17 protein-coding genes and 1 riboswitch are annotated in these 21,090 nt (G+C 38.7%); of the genes, 9 read left to right on the top strand and 8 right to left on the bottom strand.

Annotation, left to right across the window (positions count from 1 at the left end; translation table 11 throughout):
* Nucleotides 1-36: 36 nt before the first annotated feature.
* From cobO (ESZ36_RS07600) to ESZ36_RS07610, 3 genes are all read left to right on the top strand, one after another.
* Nucleotides 37-654: a cob(I)yrinic acid a,c-diamide adenosyltransferase gene (gene cobO, locus ESZ36_RS07600; protein ID WP_146785819.1), complete on the top strand. Its 618-nt coding sequence runs from the start codon at nucleotides 37-39 to the stop codon at nucleotides 652-654.
* A 77-nt stretch (nucleotides 655-731) separates the two neighbouring features.
* The gene (locus ESZ36_RS07605) at nucleotides 732-1,619 is read left to right on the top strand and encodes a cobalamin-binding protein (RefSeq protein ID WP_246129015.1); all 888 of its coding nucleotides are present in this window, start codon (nucleotides 732-734) and stop codon (nucleotides 1,617-1,619) included.
* Nucleotides 1,620-1,631: 12 nt separating this feature from the next.
* A riboswitch (cobalamin riboswitch) is annotated at nucleotides 1,632-1,806 on the top strand.
* Nucleotides 1,807-1,842: 36 nt separating this feature from the next.
* Nucleotides 1,843-3,711 (top strand): TonB-dependent receptor domain-containing protein, encoded by a 1,869-nt coding sequence (locus tag ESZ36_RS07610; protein ID WP_146785822.1) that lies wholly within the window; start codon nucleotides 1,843-1,845, stop codon nucleotides 3,709-3,711.
* Nucleotides 3,712-3,795: 84 nt separating this feature from the next.
* Here the strand turns inward: ESZ36_RS07610 and ESZ36_RS07615 are convergent, their stop codons facing one another.
* Nucleotides 3,796-5,151 (bottom strand): hypothetical protein, encoded by a 1,356-nt coding sequence (locus ESZ36_RS07615; protein ID WP_146785825.1) that lies wholly within the window; start codon nucleotides 5,149-5,151, stop codon nucleotides 3,796-3,798.
* Nucleotides 5,152-5,440: 289 nt separating this feature from the next.
* Between ESZ36_RS07615 and ESZ36_RS07620 the strand changes: the two genes are divergently transcribed.
* The 3 genes from ESZ36_RS07620 to ESZ36_RS07630 all read left to right on the top strand — a co-directional run bounded on the left by ESZ36_RS07620 (nucleotide 5,441) and on the right by ESZ36_RS07630 (nucleotide 6,774).
* Nucleotides 5,441-5,863, top strand: coding sequence for a hypothetical protein (locus tag ESZ36_RS07620; protein ID WP_146785828.1), 423 nt, complete (start codon nucleotides 5,441-5,443; stop codon nucleotides 5,861-5,863).
* The gene (locus ESZ36_RS07625) at nucleotides 5,860-6,063 is read left to right on the top strand and encodes a helix-turn-helix transcriptional regulator (protein ID WP_146785831.1); all 204 of its coding nucleotides are present in this window, start codon (nucleotides 5,860-5,862) and stop codon (nucleotides 6,061-6,063) included. Before ESZ36_RS07620 ends, ESZ36_RS07625 begins: the two co-directional genes overlap by 4 nt.
* Nucleotides 6,064-6,255: 192 nt before the next feature.
* Nucleotides 6,256-6,774 carry an NUDIX hydrolase gene (locus ESZ36_RS07630; RefSeq protein ID WP_146785833.1) on the top strand — a complete coding sequence of 173 codons (519 nt, stop codon included), beginning with the start codon at nucleotides 6,256-6,258 and terminating at the stop codon, nucleotides 6,772-6,774.
* A gap of 252 nt (nucleotides 6,775-7,026) precedes the next feature.
* Here ESZ36_RS07630 and ESZ36_RS07635 read toward each other — a convergent pair whose 3' ends face one another.
* Nucleotides 7,027-7,716 carry a glutathione S-transferase gene (locus ESZ36_RS07635; protein ID WP_146785836.1) on the bottom strand — a complete coding sequence of 230 codons (690 nt, stop codon included), beginning with the start codon at nucleotides 7,714-7,716 and terminating at the stop codon, nucleotides 7,027-7,029.
* 144 nt (nucleotides 7,717-7,860) lie between these two features.
* Between ESZ36_RS07635 and ESZ36_RS07640 the strand changes: the two genes are divergently transcribed.
* The gene (locus ESZ36_RS07640; RefSeq protein WP_146785839.1) at nucleotides 7,861-10,209 is read left to right on the top strand and encodes a peptidase U32 family protein; all 2,349 of its coding nucleotides are present in this window, start codon (nucleotides 7,861-7,863) and stop codon (nucleotides 10,207-10,209) included.
* Nucleotides 10,210-10,547: 338 nt separating this feature from the next.
* On the opposite strand, the gene ESZ36_RS07645 is transcribed toward ESZ36_RS07640, so the two are convergent.
* Nucleotides 10,548-11,360: a sulfite exporter TauE/SafE family protein gene (locus tag ESZ36_RS07645; RefSeq protein ID WP_146785842.1), complete on the bottom strand. Its 813-nt coding sequence runs from the start codon at nucleotides 11,358-11,360 to the stop codon at nucleotides 10,548-10,550.
* 303 nt (nucleotides 11,361-11,663) lie between these two features.
* Here ESZ36_RS07645 and ESZ36_RS07650 point away from each other — a divergent pair, with 303 nt between their 5' ends.
* Entirely contained in the window at nucleotides 11,664-12,641 is a 978-nt protein-coding gene (locus ESZ36_RS07650; RefSeq protein WP_146785845.1) for a DUF1852 domain-containing protein, read from the top strand.
* Between the two features lie 80 nt (nucleotides 12,642-12,721).
* Entirely contained in the window at nucleotides 12,722-13,771 is a 1,050-nt protein-coding gene (locus ESZ36_RS07655) for a methionine synthase (protein WP_146785848.1), read from the top strand.
* A 320-nt stretch (nucleotides 13,772-14,091) separates the two neighbouring features.
* Here ESZ36_RS07655 and ESZ36_RS07660 read toward each other — a convergent pair whose 3' ends face one another.
* The 5 genes from ESZ36_RS07660 to ESZ36_RS07680 all read right to left on the bottom strand — a co-directional run bounded on the left by ESZ36_RS07660 (nucleotide 14,092) and on the right by ESZ36_RS07680 (nucleotide 21,085).
* Entirely contained in the window at nucleotides 14,092-14,706 is a 615-nt protein-coding gene (locus tag ESZ36_RS07660) for a LysE family translocator (RefSeq protein WP_146785850.1), read from the bottom strand.
* A 184-nt stretch (nucleotides 14,707-14,890) separates the two neighbouring features.
* A complete protein-coding gene (gene cobO / locus ESZ36_RS07665; protein ID WP_146786170.1) occupies nucleotides 14,891-15,538 on the bottom strand; it encodes a cob(I)yrinic acid a,c-diamide adenosyltransferase in 648 nt (215 codons plus the stop codon).
* A gap of 51 nt (nucleotides 15,539-15,589) precedes the next feature.
* Nucleotides 15,590-15,961: a DUF2149 domain-containing protein gene (locus ESZ36_RS07670; RefSeq protein ID WP_146785853.1), complete on the bottom strand. Its 372-nt coding sequence runs from the start codon at nucleotides 15,959-15,961 to the stop codon at nucleotides 15,590-15,592.
* Between the two features lie 20 nt (nucleotides 15,962-15,981).
* Entirely contained in the window at nucleotides 15,982-16,488 is a 507-nt protein-coding gene (locus ESZ36_RS07675) for a MotA/TolQ/ExbB proton channel family protein (RefSeq protein WP_146785856.1), read from the bottom strand.
* 1 nt (nucleotide 16,489) lies between these two features.
* Nucleotides 16,490-21,085, bottom strand: coding sequence for a cobaltochelatase subunit CobN (locus tag ESZ36_RS07680; protein ID WP_170235792.1), 4,596 nt, complete (start codon nucleotides 21,083-21,085; stop codon nucleotides 16,490-16,492).
* Nucleotides 21,086-21,090 lie beyond the last annotated feature (5 nt).

The raw sequence follows: 21,090 nt of genomic DNA on the forward strand, positions 1-21,090 counted from the left end.
TCATGTTTAATAATTCAAAACAGTAGAGATAACCCTATGACTGATAAAAAGACAACTGACAGCAACATGGCTGATAACCACAAACAAAGAATGCAAAAGTTAAAAGAGAAAGTGGATTCTCGCATTGATAGTGCAACAGATGAGCGCGGTTTACTTATTGTAATAACAGGTAATGGGAAAGGAAAAAGCACCTCTGGTTTTGGTACGGTTGCCCGTGCAGTTGGCCATGGTCTTAATGCTGCAGTAGCACAATTCATTAAGGGTACATGGGCTTGTGGCGAACGACAATTACTTGAAAATGCTGGCGTAAAATTTAGTGTCATGGGAACAGGTTTTACCTGGAATACTCAAGATAAAGAAAAAGACATCGCCGCAGCAAAACAGGTATGGATTAAATGTAAAGAGTTACTCAGCGACACAAATATTGATGTGGTTTTGCTGGATGAAATGACCTACATGTTGTCGTATAAATACCTAGATTTAGATGACGTTATTGAAACATTAAACAATCGTCCTAAACATCAACATGTGATTATTACTGGCCGAGCATGTCATCGCGCCATCATTGAGCTTGCTGATACGGTTAGCGAAGTACAATCAATCAAACATGCTTTTGATAACGGTATAAAAGCACAGAAAGGTATTGATTGGTAAGGCTGATCCCTTTTGAAATAACGTCGAGCTAATACCTTATAAATTAGCTCGATAATTATTCACCACAAAGAAACAACATGATGAAATTAATCTCACTACTTTTTACTTTACTCTTCTTTTCAAGCGCGACGTTTGCTGAACAGAACAAAGAAACTAATAAAACATTAACGAAAGAAAAGAGCAAACCAACCATTATCGCCCTTGCCCCGCATATTGTTGAGATGCTTTATGATATTGGCGCCGGAGAGCAAATTATTGGTACTACATCATTTGCTGACTATCCTGAAGCAGCAAAGAAAATACCGCGAATTGGTAACTATGTACGTTTACAACTTGAACGTGTTATTGAACTGCAGCCTGACTTAATTATTGCTTGGAAAAATGGTAATCCAAGTGATGACTTAGCGCGATTAGAACAACTTGGTTTCAACATTATTTACTCTCAGCCTCACACGTTTGAAGACATAGCAAACGAAGTACGAAAGTTTGCTAAAATTACTGGTCACACGACACAAGGTGAAAAAGTAGCAAAAGAGTTTGAACAAGCGTTGATGAAAATAAAAAAGCGATACCAAGATAAAACAGAAATAACTGGTTTTTACGAGCTTTGGTCTAGACCTTTAACAACAGTTGCAAAAGGAAGCTGGCCTCAGCAGTTCTTAAATATATGTAAAGTAAAAAATCCATTTGAGCATGTACTCACCCCCTACCCGCAAATTAGTATTGAGCAAGTACTACCTGCTTCAGTGGAACTTATTATCCAACCATTATCAGTAAATCAAAAAGAGCGTGAAGCCTTTAACTGGCAAGATTGGTCAATAATACCAGCCGTAGCCAATAAACAAATACTACAGCCTGATGCTGATGCCATGCATCGAATGACATTACGTAGCCTAACGGCATTAAAAGATTTGTGTGCAGAAATAGATCAAACAAGATCATTTCTACAACAAAAGCATAGCTAGCCTCGAGGCTAGTCACTAAGAAATATTTTAGGTGCCTATTAGCTTTATATGTAAGTAAGAGAATAACTTCAATAATAGCTAAAGGTGAAACGGGAAATTGGTTAAACCAATACTGCCCCCGCAACGGTGTGAGCTGCCAATCATTGGTAACTCAAGTCCGGAGACCGGCCTAAAATTTAATTTATCATTGTAAGCACGGTGGGTGCTTATAACTGAGGAAAACATGAAAAAAACTATAATAGCACTAAGTATTAGCAGCCTACTTTACTCATCACTTTCTTTTGCAGAGCAAACTAGCGCTGCAACAATTGATAAAGCAGACGAAACCATTGTCATTACTGCTAACCGCAGTATTCAAGACAAATTTGATACCTTAGCTGCGGTGAATATATTCACCAGAGAAAACATAGAACAAATTCAACCTTTGTCTATTAGTGACTTACTTGGCCGAGTTGCCGGGATATCGATTAATACACAAGGTACTTCTGCGCATAAAACGTCTGCATTTGTACGTGGTACTAATTCAGACCATGTATTAGTGTTAGTTAATGGTGTTCGCGTTGGCTCTGCCACACTTGGCTCAAAAAGTCTTGCTGCGATACCTGTACAGTTAGTTGAGCGTGTAGAAGTCATTAAAGGACCTAGAGCTGCCTTGTGGGGTTCTGATGCTATTGGTGGTGTAATCCAAATTTTTACGCGTGACTTAGCTGCTGGTGAAGGCCAGGTAGGAATAAAAGTAGGCAGTGATAGCTTATATCAAGGTTATGGTGCATTAGGCTTTGGTAATAAAGAACACGGTTACACATTAAGCGCAACGGCAGAACAGTCTGATGGCTTTGATGTAATCGTACCTGATGGTAGTAGCAAATATACCGTTGACCAAAATGATGCAGATGGCTATGACCGCCAATCGGTAAGCCTTTCTGGTACAAGTCAATTTACTCAAGCATATGCGCTGGAGTTAAACACACAGTACGACCAAGGCACCACAGAAATTGATGCTAACACCAAATATAGTGGTGACGAAACCACTTACGAAAACTACCACTTTCTATTAAGAAACCATCTTCAGTTAGAACAGGTGTATTTGCAATTAGGTTTAAGTACCTCACAAGACAGCACTGAAGATAACTACAGTAAGTACAACACTTCAAATGGTAGTAGTAATAAAAATAGCTTATTTACTACAAGCCGTGAACAAGTAACAGCCTTAGCTCAATTACCTTTAGCTGAATCATCAGAAGTTACTGCAGGTGTTGAGTGGTATACAGAAAGCATTGAGAGTAATAAAGAATATGATGAAACGGATAGAGATGCTAGCGCAGTTTTTATCACGGGTCGTCATGATATTGAACAGGTAAAATTAGAAGTCTCTGTCCGTTATGATAAAGTTGGCGATATTGATAGCGAAACAACGTATCAAGTGGCTGCTGGTTACCAAGTTAATGACCAACTATTATTCTCTTTAAGCCACGGTACTGCTTTCAAAGCTCCTAGCTTTAATGACTTATATTACCCTTGGCAAGGCAATCCTGATTTAATCTCTGAAACTGCCGATAGCTCTGAATTTTTAGCACGTTTTCAAAATGATATCCTCTCTGCAGAAATATCAATTTACCAATCAGATATTGATAACTTGATAGAATGGGCGCCTACTGCATCAGGTGCTTATAAGCCTTCAAATGTTGCAAAAGCTAAAATATTAGGTGCTGAAGCAACATTCAATGCTGATATATTTGACACCAACAACACGTTAACATTAAGTCATGTTGATGCTGAAGATAAAACGACAGATCATCAGTTAGCTAGACGACCAAATTTTTCTGCCAATTATAACTTTGTCTACTCACTCAAACAGTTAGACTTTACCTTTGATTTGAACTATCAAGGTAGTCGATATGACGGTGCTAACGACACAGAAAAAACACTTAAAGCCTTTACTTTACTTGATGTTGGTTTAAATTACCGACTAAATAACCAAGTAAGTTTATTAGCGAAAGTAACAAACTTAACTGACAAAGATTATCAAACCTCAAGTGAATACCCTGGTTCAGAGCGTGGTTACACTCTGACACTAGATTATAAATTTTAACTTAACGTTATATTTATAAATCACTGTTTTCACATACAAAAAAGCCTGCAATTGCAGGCTTTTTTATTTACTAAGAACAGCGAGTTATTTCAGCTTAATGCTGATTTCAACTTCATTAATATTTTTAACAAAATCATTGCTAGCATCTAAAGCATTATCTACCGTATTACCGCCTTGATAATATTTTATATATTCTTGATAATTATTTGTCATCATACTTTTTATTAAGTGTATATCAGTAGATTTTTTATCCGTATCAATATTAATAATATCTTTATAACCAGTCAGGTCAGCACTGATTGCCAGCATACCTTGCTCTGGCCCATAGGATGTCCACTTCGCAGGCATTAACAACCCAGTATCAGGATCATAAGCGGTAAAAGTAAAGCTTATTACAGCCATTGGAAAACCTGACACTGCCGAGTAATCATAACTACCATCTTCTTTTATTTCTGAAAAGTTTCTATCATCAATCGGTGGGTTTTTCTCATTAGCTTTCACTAAAAACGAATCATCTGCAATTGTTGAAATCACTTGATGATGCGTCTTAATAACTGAACTGCCAAATATAGAACTACTCTCATCAAAGGTCACACTGGCTTGAGATTGATAAAAAGTTTTACTGATATAATCATGGGTGCTAAAAACTAATACACTATCATCGTCTTTAGTGACCGCTATAGGGAAATGCGTAGTGCCTTCAATCAATTGATTAGTATTAAAATCCTGATGTGGCATGACTAAGTCAACCGCATCCGCTACTTGAAAAGCCGATAAAGTCCAAACGCCTGCTACATTTTCAGAAAAGTCATCTGAAAAATCTGCAGCAGCTATCGCTTTTTGATTTGCATCAGTGCCCTTCACTGAAAAAGAATGTAACGGCCATTCCCCCTCTACAGCACGACACACCTTCACACCTTCAAATAAAGTCGCACTGTCGTCAACTTCTTTCCAGTTATCAAAAGGTAATGAACTCGTTACATCCGTTTGTGTTACAAAAGGACGATGCGAAAGCTCAAGGCTCTGTGTTAGACACTCACAGCTAGTATTATCTACTAACTCATCAAATTGTGCTTGATAGTGCGACGGTGTTGCACTATTGGCTTGATAAAAGCTCACCACATTTAAACCTTGTGCTTCACTACCCTGCTGGTCTTTCGCCACTAGTGTGTAGTTTATAAACTCACTTTCGGTAACAAAGCTTATCTCACCATTGTCATCTGCTTTATACGTACTGAGTGTCTGCCAAGTATCATCTTGAAGTAAAAGTTCCACGTTAGTGAAGGCACTTGCCACGCCACAATCGTTCGTCAATTTTGCGGTTAATGAGAAAGTGTATTTAACAGGATCAACTGGCGCTTCAGGTGATGATGATGAACCACCACCGCAACCTTGAAGAAAAAGGCTTAGTAATAATGGGGGAATTAAGTATTTGTTCAAGGGAGATCCTCAAGATGTTATTTCAAAAATAACGGATAAGTGAAAATGATATAAATATTGCTGTTTTCGCATACGAATCAAAAATTTAATATGCTAAAGACAACGCAAAGCCAACCGAATTATACCTAAGTTTGACTTTAATTAGCTAACTTTTGTTACCGCTATGGAGATGAAATCACTAAAGGAAGACTACAAGACCAGTCTTTTTGTAAAGCTCACTTGACTTATAAAAAAAATACCATACAATAAAGTCAAGTGAACTTTACAAAAAATCAAAGAGAGCTGACTTATGACTAAGCAAGATTGTGAACATAACAACTACCAAACAAAAAATAATACTAATACCAGAACATTAAGAAATTGGACAATTGTTTGGGTTATTACTATGGCCATCGCCGCTTTTGCGCCAAGATTTATTTGGGATTTCAATACAAGCTTAACCATTATTACCTTGTTAATTAATTTAGCTGTTGGTTTTCGAATGTTAGTTGCTAATAGAAAATATTTACGTGGTTTAGATGAAATGCAGCAAAAAATACTTTTCGATGCAATGGCTTTTACCTTAGGTGTTGGGTTAGTAATAGGTCTAAGTTATGAGCTGTTAGAAGATATTAAACTGATTGGCTTTGAGCCTGAAATATCTCATTTAATTATTGTTATGTGCCTTACCTATTTAACCGCGATTATTGCAGGTCATAGGAAGTACCGATGAAAAACCGCTTAAAAGTGTTACGAGCTGAACGTGACTGGACACAAGCTCAACTTGCTAGTGCCCTAGAAGTATCAAGACAAACGATCAACGCCATTGAAAAAGGTAAGTTTGATCCCAGTTTACCCTTAGCATTTAAAGCAGCGAGACTATTTAATTTAACGATTGAAGATATCTTTGATGATGAAGTTGAAACAACATAGCCTTGTTTGATGACAAACTAGCTTACAAAATTGTCGCGCTAACCATAGTTAACGCGACATCAACGTCTCCATTGCAAGATCCTCTGCGAGCATTAATTACTTCACCATGGTATTTGCTAACTTGATATGACAGGGGCAAGCCCCCATTTAATATCAATAAATATTAATCACTACCTGATACACGACCCTACTATGCGTTTACTCAAATCAACTGTTCATCCTGACATAAAGAATCTTTCAGCCAAAAGTTTCACCCGAAATGCGACCAGAGCCATTGTGCTTAATGGGGATAATATTTTACTGCTATATACCAAGCGGTATCACGACTACAGCTTACCTGGTGGTGGTATTGATGAGGGTGAAAGTAATGTCGATGGACTCATTCGCGAGCTAAAAGAAGAAACTGGCGCACATAGTGTTAAAGATGTTGAAGCGTTTGGTCTTTATGAAGAGTATCGACCATGGCATAAAGAAGGTTTTACTATTGTTCATATGCAATCTTATTGTTATACCTGCACCATTGATGATGAATTACTTGAGCCTGAACTTGAAGCACATGAATTGAGTAACGGTATGCACCCTGTCTGGATGAATATCCATCAGGCTATTGCACACAACGAAGAAACCATAGCTAAAAGTGATAAAAAAGGCCTATCGATTGAACGTGAAACTTTCTTACTAAAGCGTATTGTCTGTGAATTATTAAACTAAGCTGAGCCTATACCCAAGCCACTTGAATATGCAGGTTTCAGCTGGAATTAGAAACGCCTTTAGGCAAGGCATTGATTGAAGATAATAGTTATTCAGGAGAATGTGCTCCTGCATTCTCTAATAAGCTACATCCATGTAGCGTTATTGTCGAAATCAATAACGTAGCCTAAAGCGTTTCTAAACCAGCCCTATGGGGAGTCCTGAAACACACAGCTTCAAGTGGCTTGGGTATATATCTCGTTAGACTTCTCATTAATTAGCACCAAATAAAACATCTTGCGGTTCATCTGCCCACAATGGATGTTTTGCCATCACTTTAGTAAAAACAGGGCTCTGCAGATAACCATTTAACCATCGCCTTACCATCGGGTAAGGTGATTGCAAATACCATTGGCGTTCGATTCGTGCAAACTGTCGTATAAAAGGTATTAACGCAATATCGGCAAGACTTTCTTTCTCTGACATTAAAAACGCATGCTCAGTTAAACGTTGTTCTAATTGTTGTATGTATTGCTCACAAACGGCTCGGCATTGGGCAACATTATCTTCTTGGTAACGTTTAGCGCACTTGTACGCTTCTAAGCTTATTTTAAAATTAATATCAAATTCATTAATGAGTAAAAGCATTTCAGATAATGCACCGTCTTGGTGACAATGCAGTAAATCAGCAGGATCAGTTTGTTGTAGTGCCCATAACATTACCTCTAAACTTTCTTCGATTACCTTGCCATTCGCTAGCACTATTACCGGCACTGTACCTTTAGGTGAAACGGCTATCATTTCTGCCGGTTTGTTACTTAATACCAAATCTCGTAGTAATACCGTCTGCTTCGCTTTAAAAATAGCAAGTCTTGCACGCATAGCATAAGGACAATTTCTTAGGGAATAAAGAATAGGTAAACTACTCGTGTCATTACTTTTTTCATGAAAAGTGTCATTCATTGATAGGGTATTCCAGTGCAGTAATGATTTATGATAGTAAGTATCAAAATAAATAAGCGACTTAAACGGTATTCATTACCTCATTTTACCAGTAAAATCCCCCCTTTGAAATTTAACCGCCGTTTAATTGGCTAAAGTTGTAAAATGAGTCCTAAAATAGAATTATTAGCCCCCGGTGGTGATATCGACGCGATCAAGGCAGCCATTATTGCTGGCGCCGATGCAGTGTACTGCGGTTTAGATACCTTTAATGCGAGAAATCGTGCTGCTAATATTTCTTTTGATGAACTCGTTGGAATTATTAGGCTCGCACATGAGTATGAATGCCAAATATTCTTAACACTGAATATCATTATTCTAGAGCGAGAATTTAAAACGCTAGCTAAACTGTTGAGTAAATTAGCTAACACCACCCTTGATGGTGTTATTGTGCAAGATTTAGGTATGCTTTATATTCTTAAAAAGCACTTCCCTACCCTAGATATTCACGCCTCAACGCAGTTAACAACGCATAACATTGGTCAAATTCCTTTTTTGAAAAAACTCGGTGCCTCACGAGTTAACTTATCCCGTGAATTAGACTTAAAAGAAATCAGCGCGATTACTGCCGTATCACTTGAAGAAAATATACTTACCGAAGTATTTGTACACGGCTCATTATGTGTCGCTTTCTCTGGTTTATGTTATTCCACCTCAGCAAGTGTGGGTAATTCAGGTAATAGAGGACGTTGTAGTCAAGCGTGTCGTGAAGAATATAAACCTACTGAATCAGGTAATAAATTTCCATTAAATATTAAAGACAACTCTGCATTTTTTGATTTACCAGCATTGATAGAAGCCGGCGTTCACTCCTTTAAAGTGGAAGGACGTATCAAAGGCGCAAGTTATGTGCATACCGTTATTGATAGCTTCCGCAAACAAATAGACGGATTTGTAGAAACAGGTGAATTACTTGAAGATGGCGAACGCCTTTACAAGGTATTTAACCGTGATTTTTCTAATGCCTTTTTACGTGGCGATTTAAACCAATCGATGTTTATTGAAAACCCACGTGATAACTCTAAATACCACGCTATTGATAAAAGTAATGCGATCTCTGTAGTACAAATTCAAGACGTTGAACAAAGCTTAAATGATGAAAAAGAAGAAATACACGCGGATGTATTTGATAAAATAAAACACCTAAGTATCGATAAACGTAATCTCTCATTAGCATTCTCAGGTGAAGTAGGCGAACCATTAACCGTAACGATAAAAATTAATGAGCCCCATGGCCAAAAAATAACCCAAGGGTTTTCTGAGGAAGTGGCACCAGAACAAGTTCATGTTATGCAGTCTGAACGTGCACTTATCGCCAGTGAAAAAAATTGCATTGATCATAGTGCTATAGAAAAACGCTTTAAAAGTTTCAATAACGCAGAGTTCAACTTAACCGAGTTAACTACTGACGACATTCCAGCAAGTGTCACCATTCCTTTTAAAGAGCTTACTGCGCTTAAAAATAAGATTGCCGCCTTACTCAATGACGGTATCACTGTATTAGCTGAAGTTGAGTTACCTAAGTTAGTACGTCATGCTAAAAAAGACGACGCTGCTAAATTATCGCTATTAATATGCGATGAGAGCGATATCAACCTAGGTGATATAACCGATGCCGATATTTACTTTAAACTGCCTGATGCTTATAAACGTGGCTGTACTAAATACGTCAGCTTTTTCAAAGAGAATCCACGTCTTATTCCATGGTTCCCATCAGTGTTAATTGGCAAAGACTATGATGTAGCGGTAAATATTTTAGAACAAGTAAAGCCTAAATTAATCGTTACTAACAACACGGGTATTGCCAATAGAGCGTTTGAGTTAGGTATCGAGTGGATTGCTGGACCTTTCTTAAACACGACCAATTCATATGCATTATTAGCGATGAAAGAAAGTTTCAACTGTAGTGGTGCTTTTATTTCAAATGAAATAAACCGCCAACAAATGAAAACTATCGCACGTCCTGAAAACTTCAAAATGCTCTACAGCGTTTATCACCCAATTTTATTAATGACCAGCAGACAGTGTTTCTTCCAACAAAGTGTTGGTTGTGAAAAGCCGCGTATTGATAATGGCTGTATGTTGTCATGCGATAAATCAACGAGCATAACCAACCTTAAAGGGGTTTCTTTTGCCATTGATAAACAAAAAGCGGGCTACCCAAGTATTTATAATAAAGATCAGTTTTTAAATACCGAAATAATCCAAGACTTAACGCAGTTATTTGATGGTTTCATGATTGATTTAACCAACATTGGCGCGGGCGATAAAGAGTCACCAGATAAAGCCATGCTTATCAAACAATTTGAACAATTACTTGAGCAGGGTAAGAACGATAATAGCGAATCAGGTCGCTACTCGAATGCACTGTCAAGCGAGCAAACAGCAGCACAAGAAACGCTTAATTCGCTAGTGCCGGATTCAACCAATGTGCAATATCATAATGGTCTGTAATTAACTCTGCGGCAAACAATCGAGTTTGGGAGAAATTAAACAATAAAAGAGTCGCTAACATTCAACTGTTAGCGGCTTTTATTTTATATAAGGAGTAAGTTTATTCAAAAGACTATCTTAGTATTAGTCTATTTCTCCCAAATAATAATCCTAAGCATTGGAGCCATATCTCTTGCGCTCATCATCTCAGGGTGAGCTAGCAGTATTAAGTTCATTTCTATGACACTTAGTAGGCCCAAGTGCATCTAACCCAGACTAACCGTATAATGCGAAACCACTGAGACTTTACAATTAAGCTCAGTGATGTTTCTATTTATGGAAGCTTGATAACCTTGCCTTTAATTAAAAATCATATTTGCAGCCATAACTAGCAATAACGCTGCGAAGATTTTCTTTATCGTTGAAACGGGTAAATAATGTGTCGATTTGGCCCCTAACGGCGCGGTAAACCAAGAAGTGCAAACAATACCGAATAAAGCAGGCAAATAGACGAAGCCAGCAAATCCATCTTCTAAAGCAAAATGAGTACTACCTGAGCTGATATAACCTATAGAACCAAATAATGCGATAACAATACCGCAAGCAGAGGCACACCCTATGGCTTTTTTCATATCGAGTGAGAAAAACGTTAACAAGGGTACTAAGAGTGCGCCACCGCCAATACCTATCATGGCAGACAGCCCGCCAGTAATAGTGGTAAAAACGGTTAACAAACCTTTACTGGGCATTGTTCGGTCTGTAGAAGCGTCACTTTGGGTGCTGCTGTAAAACATCTTCATTGCAATGAGTACCACAGTCACGGCAAACACTATGCGAACAACTTGATCTGGTAATAGTGCAGCTATAAAACCACTGATAAGCGCTCCAAGGGCAACGCCCGTCATTATCCAAGGGGCTAGGTTCCACGGCACATTACCATTTTTATGATGTGCTATTGCTGAAGAGGTTGATGTGAACAATATTGACGCCAATGATGTTGCAATGGCAACGATAACCACCTGCTCAGGTGGTAAAACGTCAAAGTATAGTAAAAGACTGCTCAGCACAGGGACAATAACTAATCCTCCGCCAATGCCTAATAGTCCTGCCAAAAATCCTACGCCACTGCCGAGTAACGCGCAGTATATAATCAACAACATTAATTCACTCATTCAATCCACTTCTTTAGATAATCTAGGGGTTATTTACTACATAACTACTGTTATGTTCGCATCAAGCTAATTAATATAACTGAAAAACACCCGAACATTCAATCAGATAGGATATGAATATTTCTCATGTACTATGTGAAATAAATGCGCTTTTCAACATGCATCGATCCAAGTATAAATCCTACTCAGCTATTAATTCTCGACAATATTACAATTGATTCTTAGTTAGGTTATAGGCACAAATCAAATAAGACTGTGAAGATTACTGATTAAGAACATTAGAAAATAGGATACCGGATCATAATGAATAAAGACTTTACCTTCACTATTAAGAGCATTTGTCTCGATGAAAATTACCACCCGTCAGACAAGACGCGTATCACTACCAATTTTGCTAATTTAGCGAGAGGAAGCTACCGTCAAGCTAACTTACGCAACGCTTTAAATATGATTGATAATAGTTTTAATGCCTTAGCGCATTGGGATAATCCTAAAGGAGACCGTTACTCTGTCGAACTTGAAATCATTTCTGTTGATATGGATATTGAAGGTAGTGGTCAAGCCTTCCCATCGATTGAAGTATTGAAAACCAATATTGTCGATCATCAAACAAACAAGCGCATTGAAGGCATTGTAGGCAATAATTTCTCCTCTTATGTTCGCGATTATGATTTTAGCGTATTACTGCTAGATCATAATAAGGATCAGCCTAAATTTAGCATTCCAAATAACTTTGGCGAACTGCATGGAAAACTCTTTCAGTATTTTGTCAATTCAGAAGTTTATAAACAAAACTTTACTAAAACACCTGTCATATGTCTCAGTGTTTCGGATACCAAAACCTATCATAGAACTGAAAACCAACATCCGGTATTAGGTGTTGAATACCAGCCAAATGAATCGTCTTTGACTGAACAATATTTCAAAAAAATGGGCTTGCAGGTTCGTTACTTTATGCCACCAAACAGTGTTGCGCCTTTGGCTTTCTACTTCTTTGGTGATTTACTTAATGATTACAGTAGCCTTGAGTTGATAAGCACCATTAGCACGATGGAAACTTTTCAAAAGATCTATCGACCAGAGATTTATAACGCGAATGCTGTTGCAGGAAAATCCTATCAACCAAACTTAAAGAACCTAGACCATTCATTAACCCAAATTGTTTATGATCGAGAAGAGCGCAGCCAGTTGGCTAATGAGCAGGGTAAATTTACTGAAGAACACTTCATTAAACCGCACCAAACTGTGCTTGAGCAATGGTCTGCTAACTACGCGCAATAGTTTCGTTAAATAGCTAGATTCAAAACTTACCTTTAATCATTACGTTCAAAAGTCAATCAAAATATACGGCATCATTTATTATGAAAACTAATATCCTTAAAGCACTATTACCGACTTCAACTGCAGGCAGTTTACCTAAACCGGCTTGGCTTGCTGAGCCTGAGACTCTTTGGTCACCTTGGAAATTGCAAGGTGAGGAATTAACTGAGGGCAAACAAGATGCTTTACGTTTGTCATTACTAGATCAACAACAAGCAAGTATTGATATTGTTAGTGATGGCGAGCAAACCCGCCAACATTTTGTTACTACGTTTATTGAGCACCTCAACGGCGTTGATTTTGAGAAACGTAAAACAGTTAAAATTCGTGATCGCTATGATGCGAGTGTACCGACGGTTGTAGGTGCTGTTAGTCGCCAAAAGTCTGTTTTTGTTGAAGACGCTAAGTTTTTACGTCAGCAAACCAAACAACCTATCAAATGGGCTCTACCGGGTCCCATGACAATGATAGATACGCTGTATGATGACCATTATAAAAGTCGCGAAAAACTCGCTTGGGAATTTGCCAAAATTCTCAATCAAGAAGCCAAAGAATTAGAGGCGGCTGGTGTTGATATTATCCAATTTGATGAGCCTGCATTTAATGTGTTTTTTGATGAAGTAAATGATTGGGGCATCGCTTGTTTAGAAAGAGCAATTGAAGGGCTTAAATGCGAAACTGCTGTGCATATTTGTTATGGTTATGGCATCAAAGCCAATACAGATTGGAAAAAAACATTGGGGTCAGAGTGGAGACAATATGAAGAAGCTTTTCCCAAGCTGCAAAAATCTACTATTGATATTATCTCGCTAGAATGTCACAACTCACATGTTCCAATGGATCTACTTGAACTCATTCGCGGTAAAAAAGTGATGGTCGGCGCTATTGATGTAGCAAGCAATACCATTGAGACACCCGAGGAAGTAGCCAATACGCTACGAAAAGCACTGAAATTTGTAGATGCCGACAAGCTTTACCCTTCTACTAACTGTGGCATGGCACCTTTATCTCATCGCGTTGCAAGAGGTAAGTTAAATGCCTTAAGTGCCGGTGCAGATATTGTCCGTAGAGAGCTCCTAAGAAGTCGATAAGCTCCACGTCAAGATCGGTCGATTGACTTTGCAAAATGTTTTTTTGTTCAAAGTGTTCGATCGTTAGACCGAGCAAAGCGAAAGAATGGCTGGTTAAAACCAGCCAATTACCGATTAAACGGCAGTGTGAACTGCTGCTTTAGCGTAAGATTTTCTTCAAGATGCCAGTTTTCGATAATTTTTCATTTTTTATTGTGTACATGTCAACAGCATGAAATTTATAGCTTCCAAAAACAAGCATTAATACTATCTCGGTTTTCACCTAAATCACTGTTACGTAAATCAATTATTGGTTAAAAGAGTAAAACTCCGCTGATTAGCTAATTAATGACTACACGTACCGCAAGTAATATTAAAACCACGCCGGTAACTTTATCAATAATATGACTATTAGCTTTCAATTTTGCTAACACAGGTCCTCTTGATAAACCAAAAACCACGAGGCAATACCATAGGGTATCGAGCCCGCCAACCGTAAAAATCATAATTAATTTGTGGCTTATACTGGCATTAACATCAACAAATTGACTGAATAAGGCTAAAAAGAATATCGCTAGCTTAGGGTTTAAAAAGGCCAATAAAAATCCGTCACGCCAGCCATTTATACGCTTATCGTTTTGACCTTGTACAACATCAAGATCAATATTACTGCCATTGCTTTTAAGCGCATTAAACGCTAAATAAAGTAAAAAGGCAGCACCTGTATACTGAATAATTTGAAAAACTAATGGTGACTGCACAATGACAAGACCAATGCCTGTTACCGCAATAGCCGCATACAAGCCAACGCCAAAACCATGACTGATAGCTGTGGCTAAACCAGGTTTATGACCACCCAACATAGTATTGCGCACAACTAATGCCAATGAAGGTCCTGGTGATAAAGCCCCTAACACACATATAACAACTAACGATAACCACAATTCTAAAGACATAACTTATTCTACTGTTTGATTAAAAATTACATTAATACCGATTTGCTTAATTAAATGAGCTACATTTTCATAAGGAAAATGAGCGGTTAGTTATGCGGATTGGTAACGGGAATAAGCTCATCTAAACATAAAAATCGGCAATAACAAACTGGTAATTGTTAAGCCGAGTATTTATAGGTAATTACTACCAATCAAGCCCTTTTTGCGCTTTTATGCCCGCTTTAAATGCATGTTTTATGGGTTGTACTTCTGAAACGGTATCAGCCAGTTCAATGAGTCGACGATGACAAGCACGACCTGTAATTAAAACATGTTGCATTTTAGGTCGGTTATTCAACGCTTCAATAATATCATCTAACTCGATATAGCCATATTTAACCATGTAAGTCATTTCATCGAGTAAAACGATATCAAGGGTTTCATCACTGAGCATTTCTTTACTTTTTTTCCATGCCGCTTTTGCTGCAATGGTATCAGTTTCAGTGTTTTGTGTTTCCCAAGTAAAGCCAGTACCCATAACATGGTGTTGAACATCGAATTGCTTTAAGATATTCATTTCGCCACATTCCCACTTACTACCTTTAATAAATTGCACCACACCTGCTTTTTGGCCATGGCCTATAGCGCGCAAGACTGTACCAAAACCAGAGGTACTTTTTCCTTTACCGTTACCCGTTATAACTACGAAAACACCACGTTCTTCTGTGGCTTGCGCAACACGTTGATCAACATTCGCTTTAATCTTCTTTTGTCGCTCAATATGTTTTTGTTCTTTAGCTTTAGCTAACTCTTCCTGTTTTTCAATTTCAGCGTCTTTATTAATATCATTCATCACGTTCTCACTTTCTATTTATGCATAGCGGTTTGAAAATACACTACGGTTTTATGACTCTTCATTACTAATCAGGATTAACTTACCCGTTTCAGGGTCGCGATAAACTTGCCCCATTGACTGATAACCTTCTTGGCTTTGCAGTTTATTTTTCAACGCTTCTGGCGTCGAAGTAAGCTCTTTTCCGATTGAGTCAACAGGTTGAATTTTTGCTGAAGACTCTTTTTGTGCTAAAAGCTCCTTATTTGCTAAAGGCTCTTGCTGATTAGCCTGAAAGTGTTGTTCTAATTCGGGGCTTAGCGCAACAAGTGCGGCAATCAAGCCACAAGCAAATACCAGCATAATATCAATTAAGTTTGCTAATGGCCCTAAAGGCTCTTGCTCTTGACTGTCGAATTGGCTACTGCGCCATGCGTTACTCATTTCATCATCCCTTTTTAAGCCTAAGCACTTTTTGCTAAAACGCTTTCATTACATGGATTAGACACGGCAACAGACAGAATATCTACTGCCTCATCATCTAAACGCTGCATAGCATTATCGTACCAACGCCTGCGCATACGTCCTAAAACAAAGCCAATAACGCCAGCGAGTAAACCAATAATAGTGGTATCAAAAGCCACCGTCATCGCAGTCGTTAAGATACTAATGTCTCCCGTTCCTAACGCAGATAATCCTGGTCCTAAGGGGATTAATGTTCCCATCAAACCTAACATCGGCGCAATACGGGTTATAAAATCAGCTCGCTCTATACGTTTTTTTCCTTGTTCAACCAGTTGGCGTCTTTGCTTTGCTGCAACTAACGCAGGGATAACAGAAAAGCGCTCACCTGCTGCTATGCCTAATTCATAAAGTGATAAGGCCGTAAAAAATAAGAGTCCCCAAACCACGGGCTGCAATAGCCATGAGGTTATTAAATGCATTAACTCTAACGAAAATCCATACAACATATTAGTGCTCCAATTTAGATAATTGACGACGAGAACGAAGATATCCCGCTAAAATCAAAAGTACTATAACCAAGATTACCCCTAATAATAGGTAGTCTTTTTCAACAGATATTTCATCAGAATTTTCTTTTTCGTCAATATCTTGAGGGTTTATTTCCTGTGATTTATCTTCCTGCGAACTTTCTTTCAAAGCGTTATTATCTTGTCGCTCAACTTCAGTACTTATTTCTTGAATATGTTGCACACCAGAGCCAACTTCACCAATAGGTGTATAATTCGCCGCTGCTAATACTTCAGCCAGTTGAGCATTTAATTGTGCAGATAACAGTGGTTTAATAAAATTATAGATAGGATGATTAGCATGGGTATGGCCGCTACCAGGAATACCATTTTCAATAATGTTCTTAGCAAATTGTTCAGCAAGCTGTGTTTGAGTTTGCTGATCTGCCTGCCAAAAGCCTTTTTCAATGGCAACCAACATTACCGCTAATATATTACTTTGTACGTGTACATTATGTTTTTGCTGTAGAAATTCATCCAAACCTATCTCTAAGCTGTCATCAATATAAATAGCTTTTAAATCTTGCCACACCCATGAGCGAATGATCTCTGGGCTAGTGGCCTGCCAGCCCCACAAATTTTCAATAAACTCGCTACCCATGGTTCTTGCACCCGCATAGCCTTGTTTCATTAATGGTTGGATCCATTGTCGATTAAGAAAACGTCCACGTAGCTCTGATAATAAGGCCGTTTGCAGCGGGTCAATTGACAATTGTTTAGTGTTTGCATGAGAAATAACAAAGCTATCGGGTTGCTCTCCTGTAATCGTTTCTATGGCTAGGTTTAAACCACCAAGGTAATCATAGGCATCGTTATTATCGATTAAGCCATAGAGGTTACTGGCTCTACCTAAATAGGTACTATTAACATGTGCTAATTGTTGACGAAATATTGCTTGAACATTGCTGCCCATTTCACCACCAGCACTCGGCACGCCATAGGCATGGCTCATACGTTTAATATACGCATCACCTAATTGCTTGCGTTCTTGCCAAGCACCTGAGCGTTCAGCTAAACGGTTAATACCAGCACCATAAGCGCCGGGTGCGGTACCAAAAATACGATAGCTTGCCTGACGTCCCAGTAATTCAGGGCTTATATTCCCGTTTTCACGCAATAAAATTTGTGCTTCACGTAACCAATTACTCGCCACCATATTGCTAGTTAAGGTTTCATTGAAGTCATGTTTTTGCTGCTCAAGCATATGTTCAACAGGCTGTAATGCTGCGCTTAATGCACTGATTAATGCGGGGTGGTCACGCTCAATAATGTTTTTGCTTGCCGCAAGTGCCAGTAATACAGAGCGATCAAGCCAAGCTAATTGCTGGGCGTATAAATCTCTGAATAAACCTGAGGTGGTAAAAACGATATCACGACGCTCAATACGTGTTTTATCAAGTGGCATAAGTTGTAGCGATTTTAAGATACCACGGCGGTTCCACACGGGTTTTACGCCGAGCATATCCATACCGAAGGCAATCATAGCGCCTTCATCACGCACCGCATCTGATGCCCATAAGATAACAGCTTCTTTGTGCGTTTTATCAACAACTGGATTTTGTTGTCTCGCTTTAATTGCTAATTGTTGGCCTGTACTAAAGCCAAGCTGTGACGGGATCAAACTGCCATCAAGTGCGTAAAAGTTACGACCCGTTGGTAGTGCGTCAGGCGTTCTTATTGGGTCATTACCTTTGCCTGGTGCGACAAAACCACCGTTTAATGCATTTAAAAAAGCTGACATTTCGCTCTTCGGTGATTTAATCAGATTTTTTTTGATTTCATTACGTTGATTATCATCTAAGTCTAACTCGCCTTTTTCAATCGAAGTCATCATGATCTCAATAGCTTCTTGCTGCCAATCTTTGCCGTAAACATGCAAACCTAACGGCATGAAATCTTCTTGCAGTTTAGTTAGGTAATGCCCCACTTCGTGCAGTAAAAAATCATCATCAACTTCACCAAAACCAATACCACGCACCTGTAACTCTTCATCCATGCTCGCGACAAGTTCATCGGTTAAATTCAACACTTTGATTTTATGACGTAACGCCTTAATCGCTTTTTTCTTGGTATCTTGATTTGAGGCGGCCTCTGCACTTTCAATGAGTTGACGTAATTGTAGTAGCCCATCGTATAACTCAGTGGTCGCCAATGGCGGTGTTAAATGATCTAACATAACCGCAAGACCACGACGCTTAGCTTGAATACCCTCTCCTACGCCATCAACAATGTAAGGATAAATACTGGGAATGTTTTCAATAATAAGTGAGGGATAATCGCTTGCTGATAAACCAACCGCACGTTTAGGTAAAAACTCATAGGTAGAATGTCGGCCTAAATGCACAATGGCATTAGCTTTAAATACCTCACGTAAATGATAATAAAAGGCTAAATATTGATGCGGTGGTGGGAATGTCATATTGGCATGCAATAATTCTTCATTAAGCTCCCAGCCTCTCGGTGGCTGAGGTCCTAAAAAAACATTGCCAAATTGAACACCAGGTAACAAAATTTTATTATTCCAGACCATAGTTTTACCCGGTACTTTCCCCCAACCGCGAATACCTTCAATTTGCATGGCAATTAATGCTATTTTTAATGCATCGGCATCTTGCCATTGCTCTGTTGAAACAGGATTATTTTCACGTGTTAGCGCAATTAAGCTTTGATACTCTTGGGTCAGTTGTGCCAGTAAATCTAAAGCGCGCGTCCGTCCTTTATGTCTGATCCCATCTAATGCATGATGTAAATCAACCGAGGTACTATCAACATTTTCAAGTAATGCCGCTAAAACTGCTCTACGTTCAATCGCAGGCAACTGCGCCAATTCTTTTTGCCCTTGCTCGAATAGGTAATACTTAATCCGTGCATGTAAAAATCCTAATGGCCCTTCAACCATTTCGGCTTTAACAATACTGGGTAAGGTATCAAAATAGCCTTGATATTCATTTACTGACATCGTATTGATTAATGGTGCCATTTTATTCAGCGCGCCTGCATCTTGCGGTAAGTTAACGGCTTTCAACTGTAAAAGATCTAATAACGCTTCAGCAGATTTTGGAAAGTCTGCCTCTGGGCCAAGATCATAACCTTGCGCTTTTAATTGCTGTAATATTTGCCATAACGACTGCTGTACATCTAAATTATCTGCACCAATATTATGTCGCCCAGGGGGATGGTTATAGTAAACAATCGCTACTTTTTTCGCTGCGTTACCTGTAGTTTTTAGTGCCAACCAAGCATTGACTCGTGCTTGTAGGCGCTCAACTTCTGGCATTAATACTCGGCTAATTGATAACCTTGCGCCCGTGGCTACATCAATTTTTGCACTCGACGCTAACGCTAAAACATGGGGCTGAGACACACCTTGGAGCTCAGGCATAGCCACGCGGTAATGAACACTATCACTAGGTAAGCCAGTAGGAGATAGTTGATACGCTAAGGCACTCAATTCAGTCACTCTGATGCCTTTAAATACTGGAATATTTAGTGCCTCAAACTTTTGAGTTACTGCTTCTCTACCTTCACCTCCACCAATAACAAAATCCTGTAATGCTATCAACGCCAACGGCTGTGATGATTCAAAACTGCGGATAATTTCAATTGCTTGTTCACTGGGTTTACCCCAGCCGGCTAACACTGATACACATTGCCACTGGCGTTGACATAGCTGCTGATGCAATTGCCACTGCCCAGGTTGATCGCCAGTATCATGATCGATAATGAACACTAAAGGTTTATCTTCAGGTATAACTTGGTTTTGAACTATTTTGTCCTTCAACTCTGCAATACTAATCAGTTGCTGTTGCCAGTAAAATCGGATTGGTTGTAAGGGTAGTATTGTTGCGGCCTGTGTTAGTAATTTTTTATTGCTAACACCTGACTTTGCCGTAGTAATTTTCCTCAACCAATTAAATAACTGGCCAAGATTTTCTTTTCCTCTATTTTGCCAGTAAGCACGAGCTTGCAACCAATAAGCAAATTGTGGCCACTGCTCTTGTTTCTTAGCTAACGCGGTTAAATAGTTACTTTTATCTAATGAAACCATCAGTGATTGTAATTGTTTTTTAGATAAATTTTCGACATTGCCGCCTTGCGAGTCTTGATGTAAAACCATTAAGCGTCGATCGGTATTTAACATCAAACGGGACTGCTGGGGTTGGTAATTTAATGCCAGTAAACGCTCAACTGATTCACCAAATACGCCGGCAATAATTAATGCTTGATGCTGGTTAATCAACTGCTGAATTTCATTGTTAGTTAACTGGTTCAATTGATTAACACTACGTATGGTAATGCTACTTTGGGTTGATAAGTCATCCACGTCAGCTTGTGTGGCTAAAAATTGATGAGCGCCGGTAACCATGCTAGCTGCAGAACGGTCTGAAACTAACGCCAACATTTTCAGCTCTGCAGCATTGAGTGTAAAACTGCTAATGAAACTCAATAAACATAATGCGATAACACAATATATTTTACGAATACCATACCGTAAAAAGTTGTTTGTACTGACTTTGTTTAAATGAAAAAATGTCATGAAAA

Source organism: Colwellia demingiae (genome assembly GCF_007954275.1).
Taxonomy (GTDB): Bacteria; Pseudomonadota; Gammaproteobacteria; order Enterobacterales; family Alteromonadaceae; genus Colwellia; species Colwellia demingiae.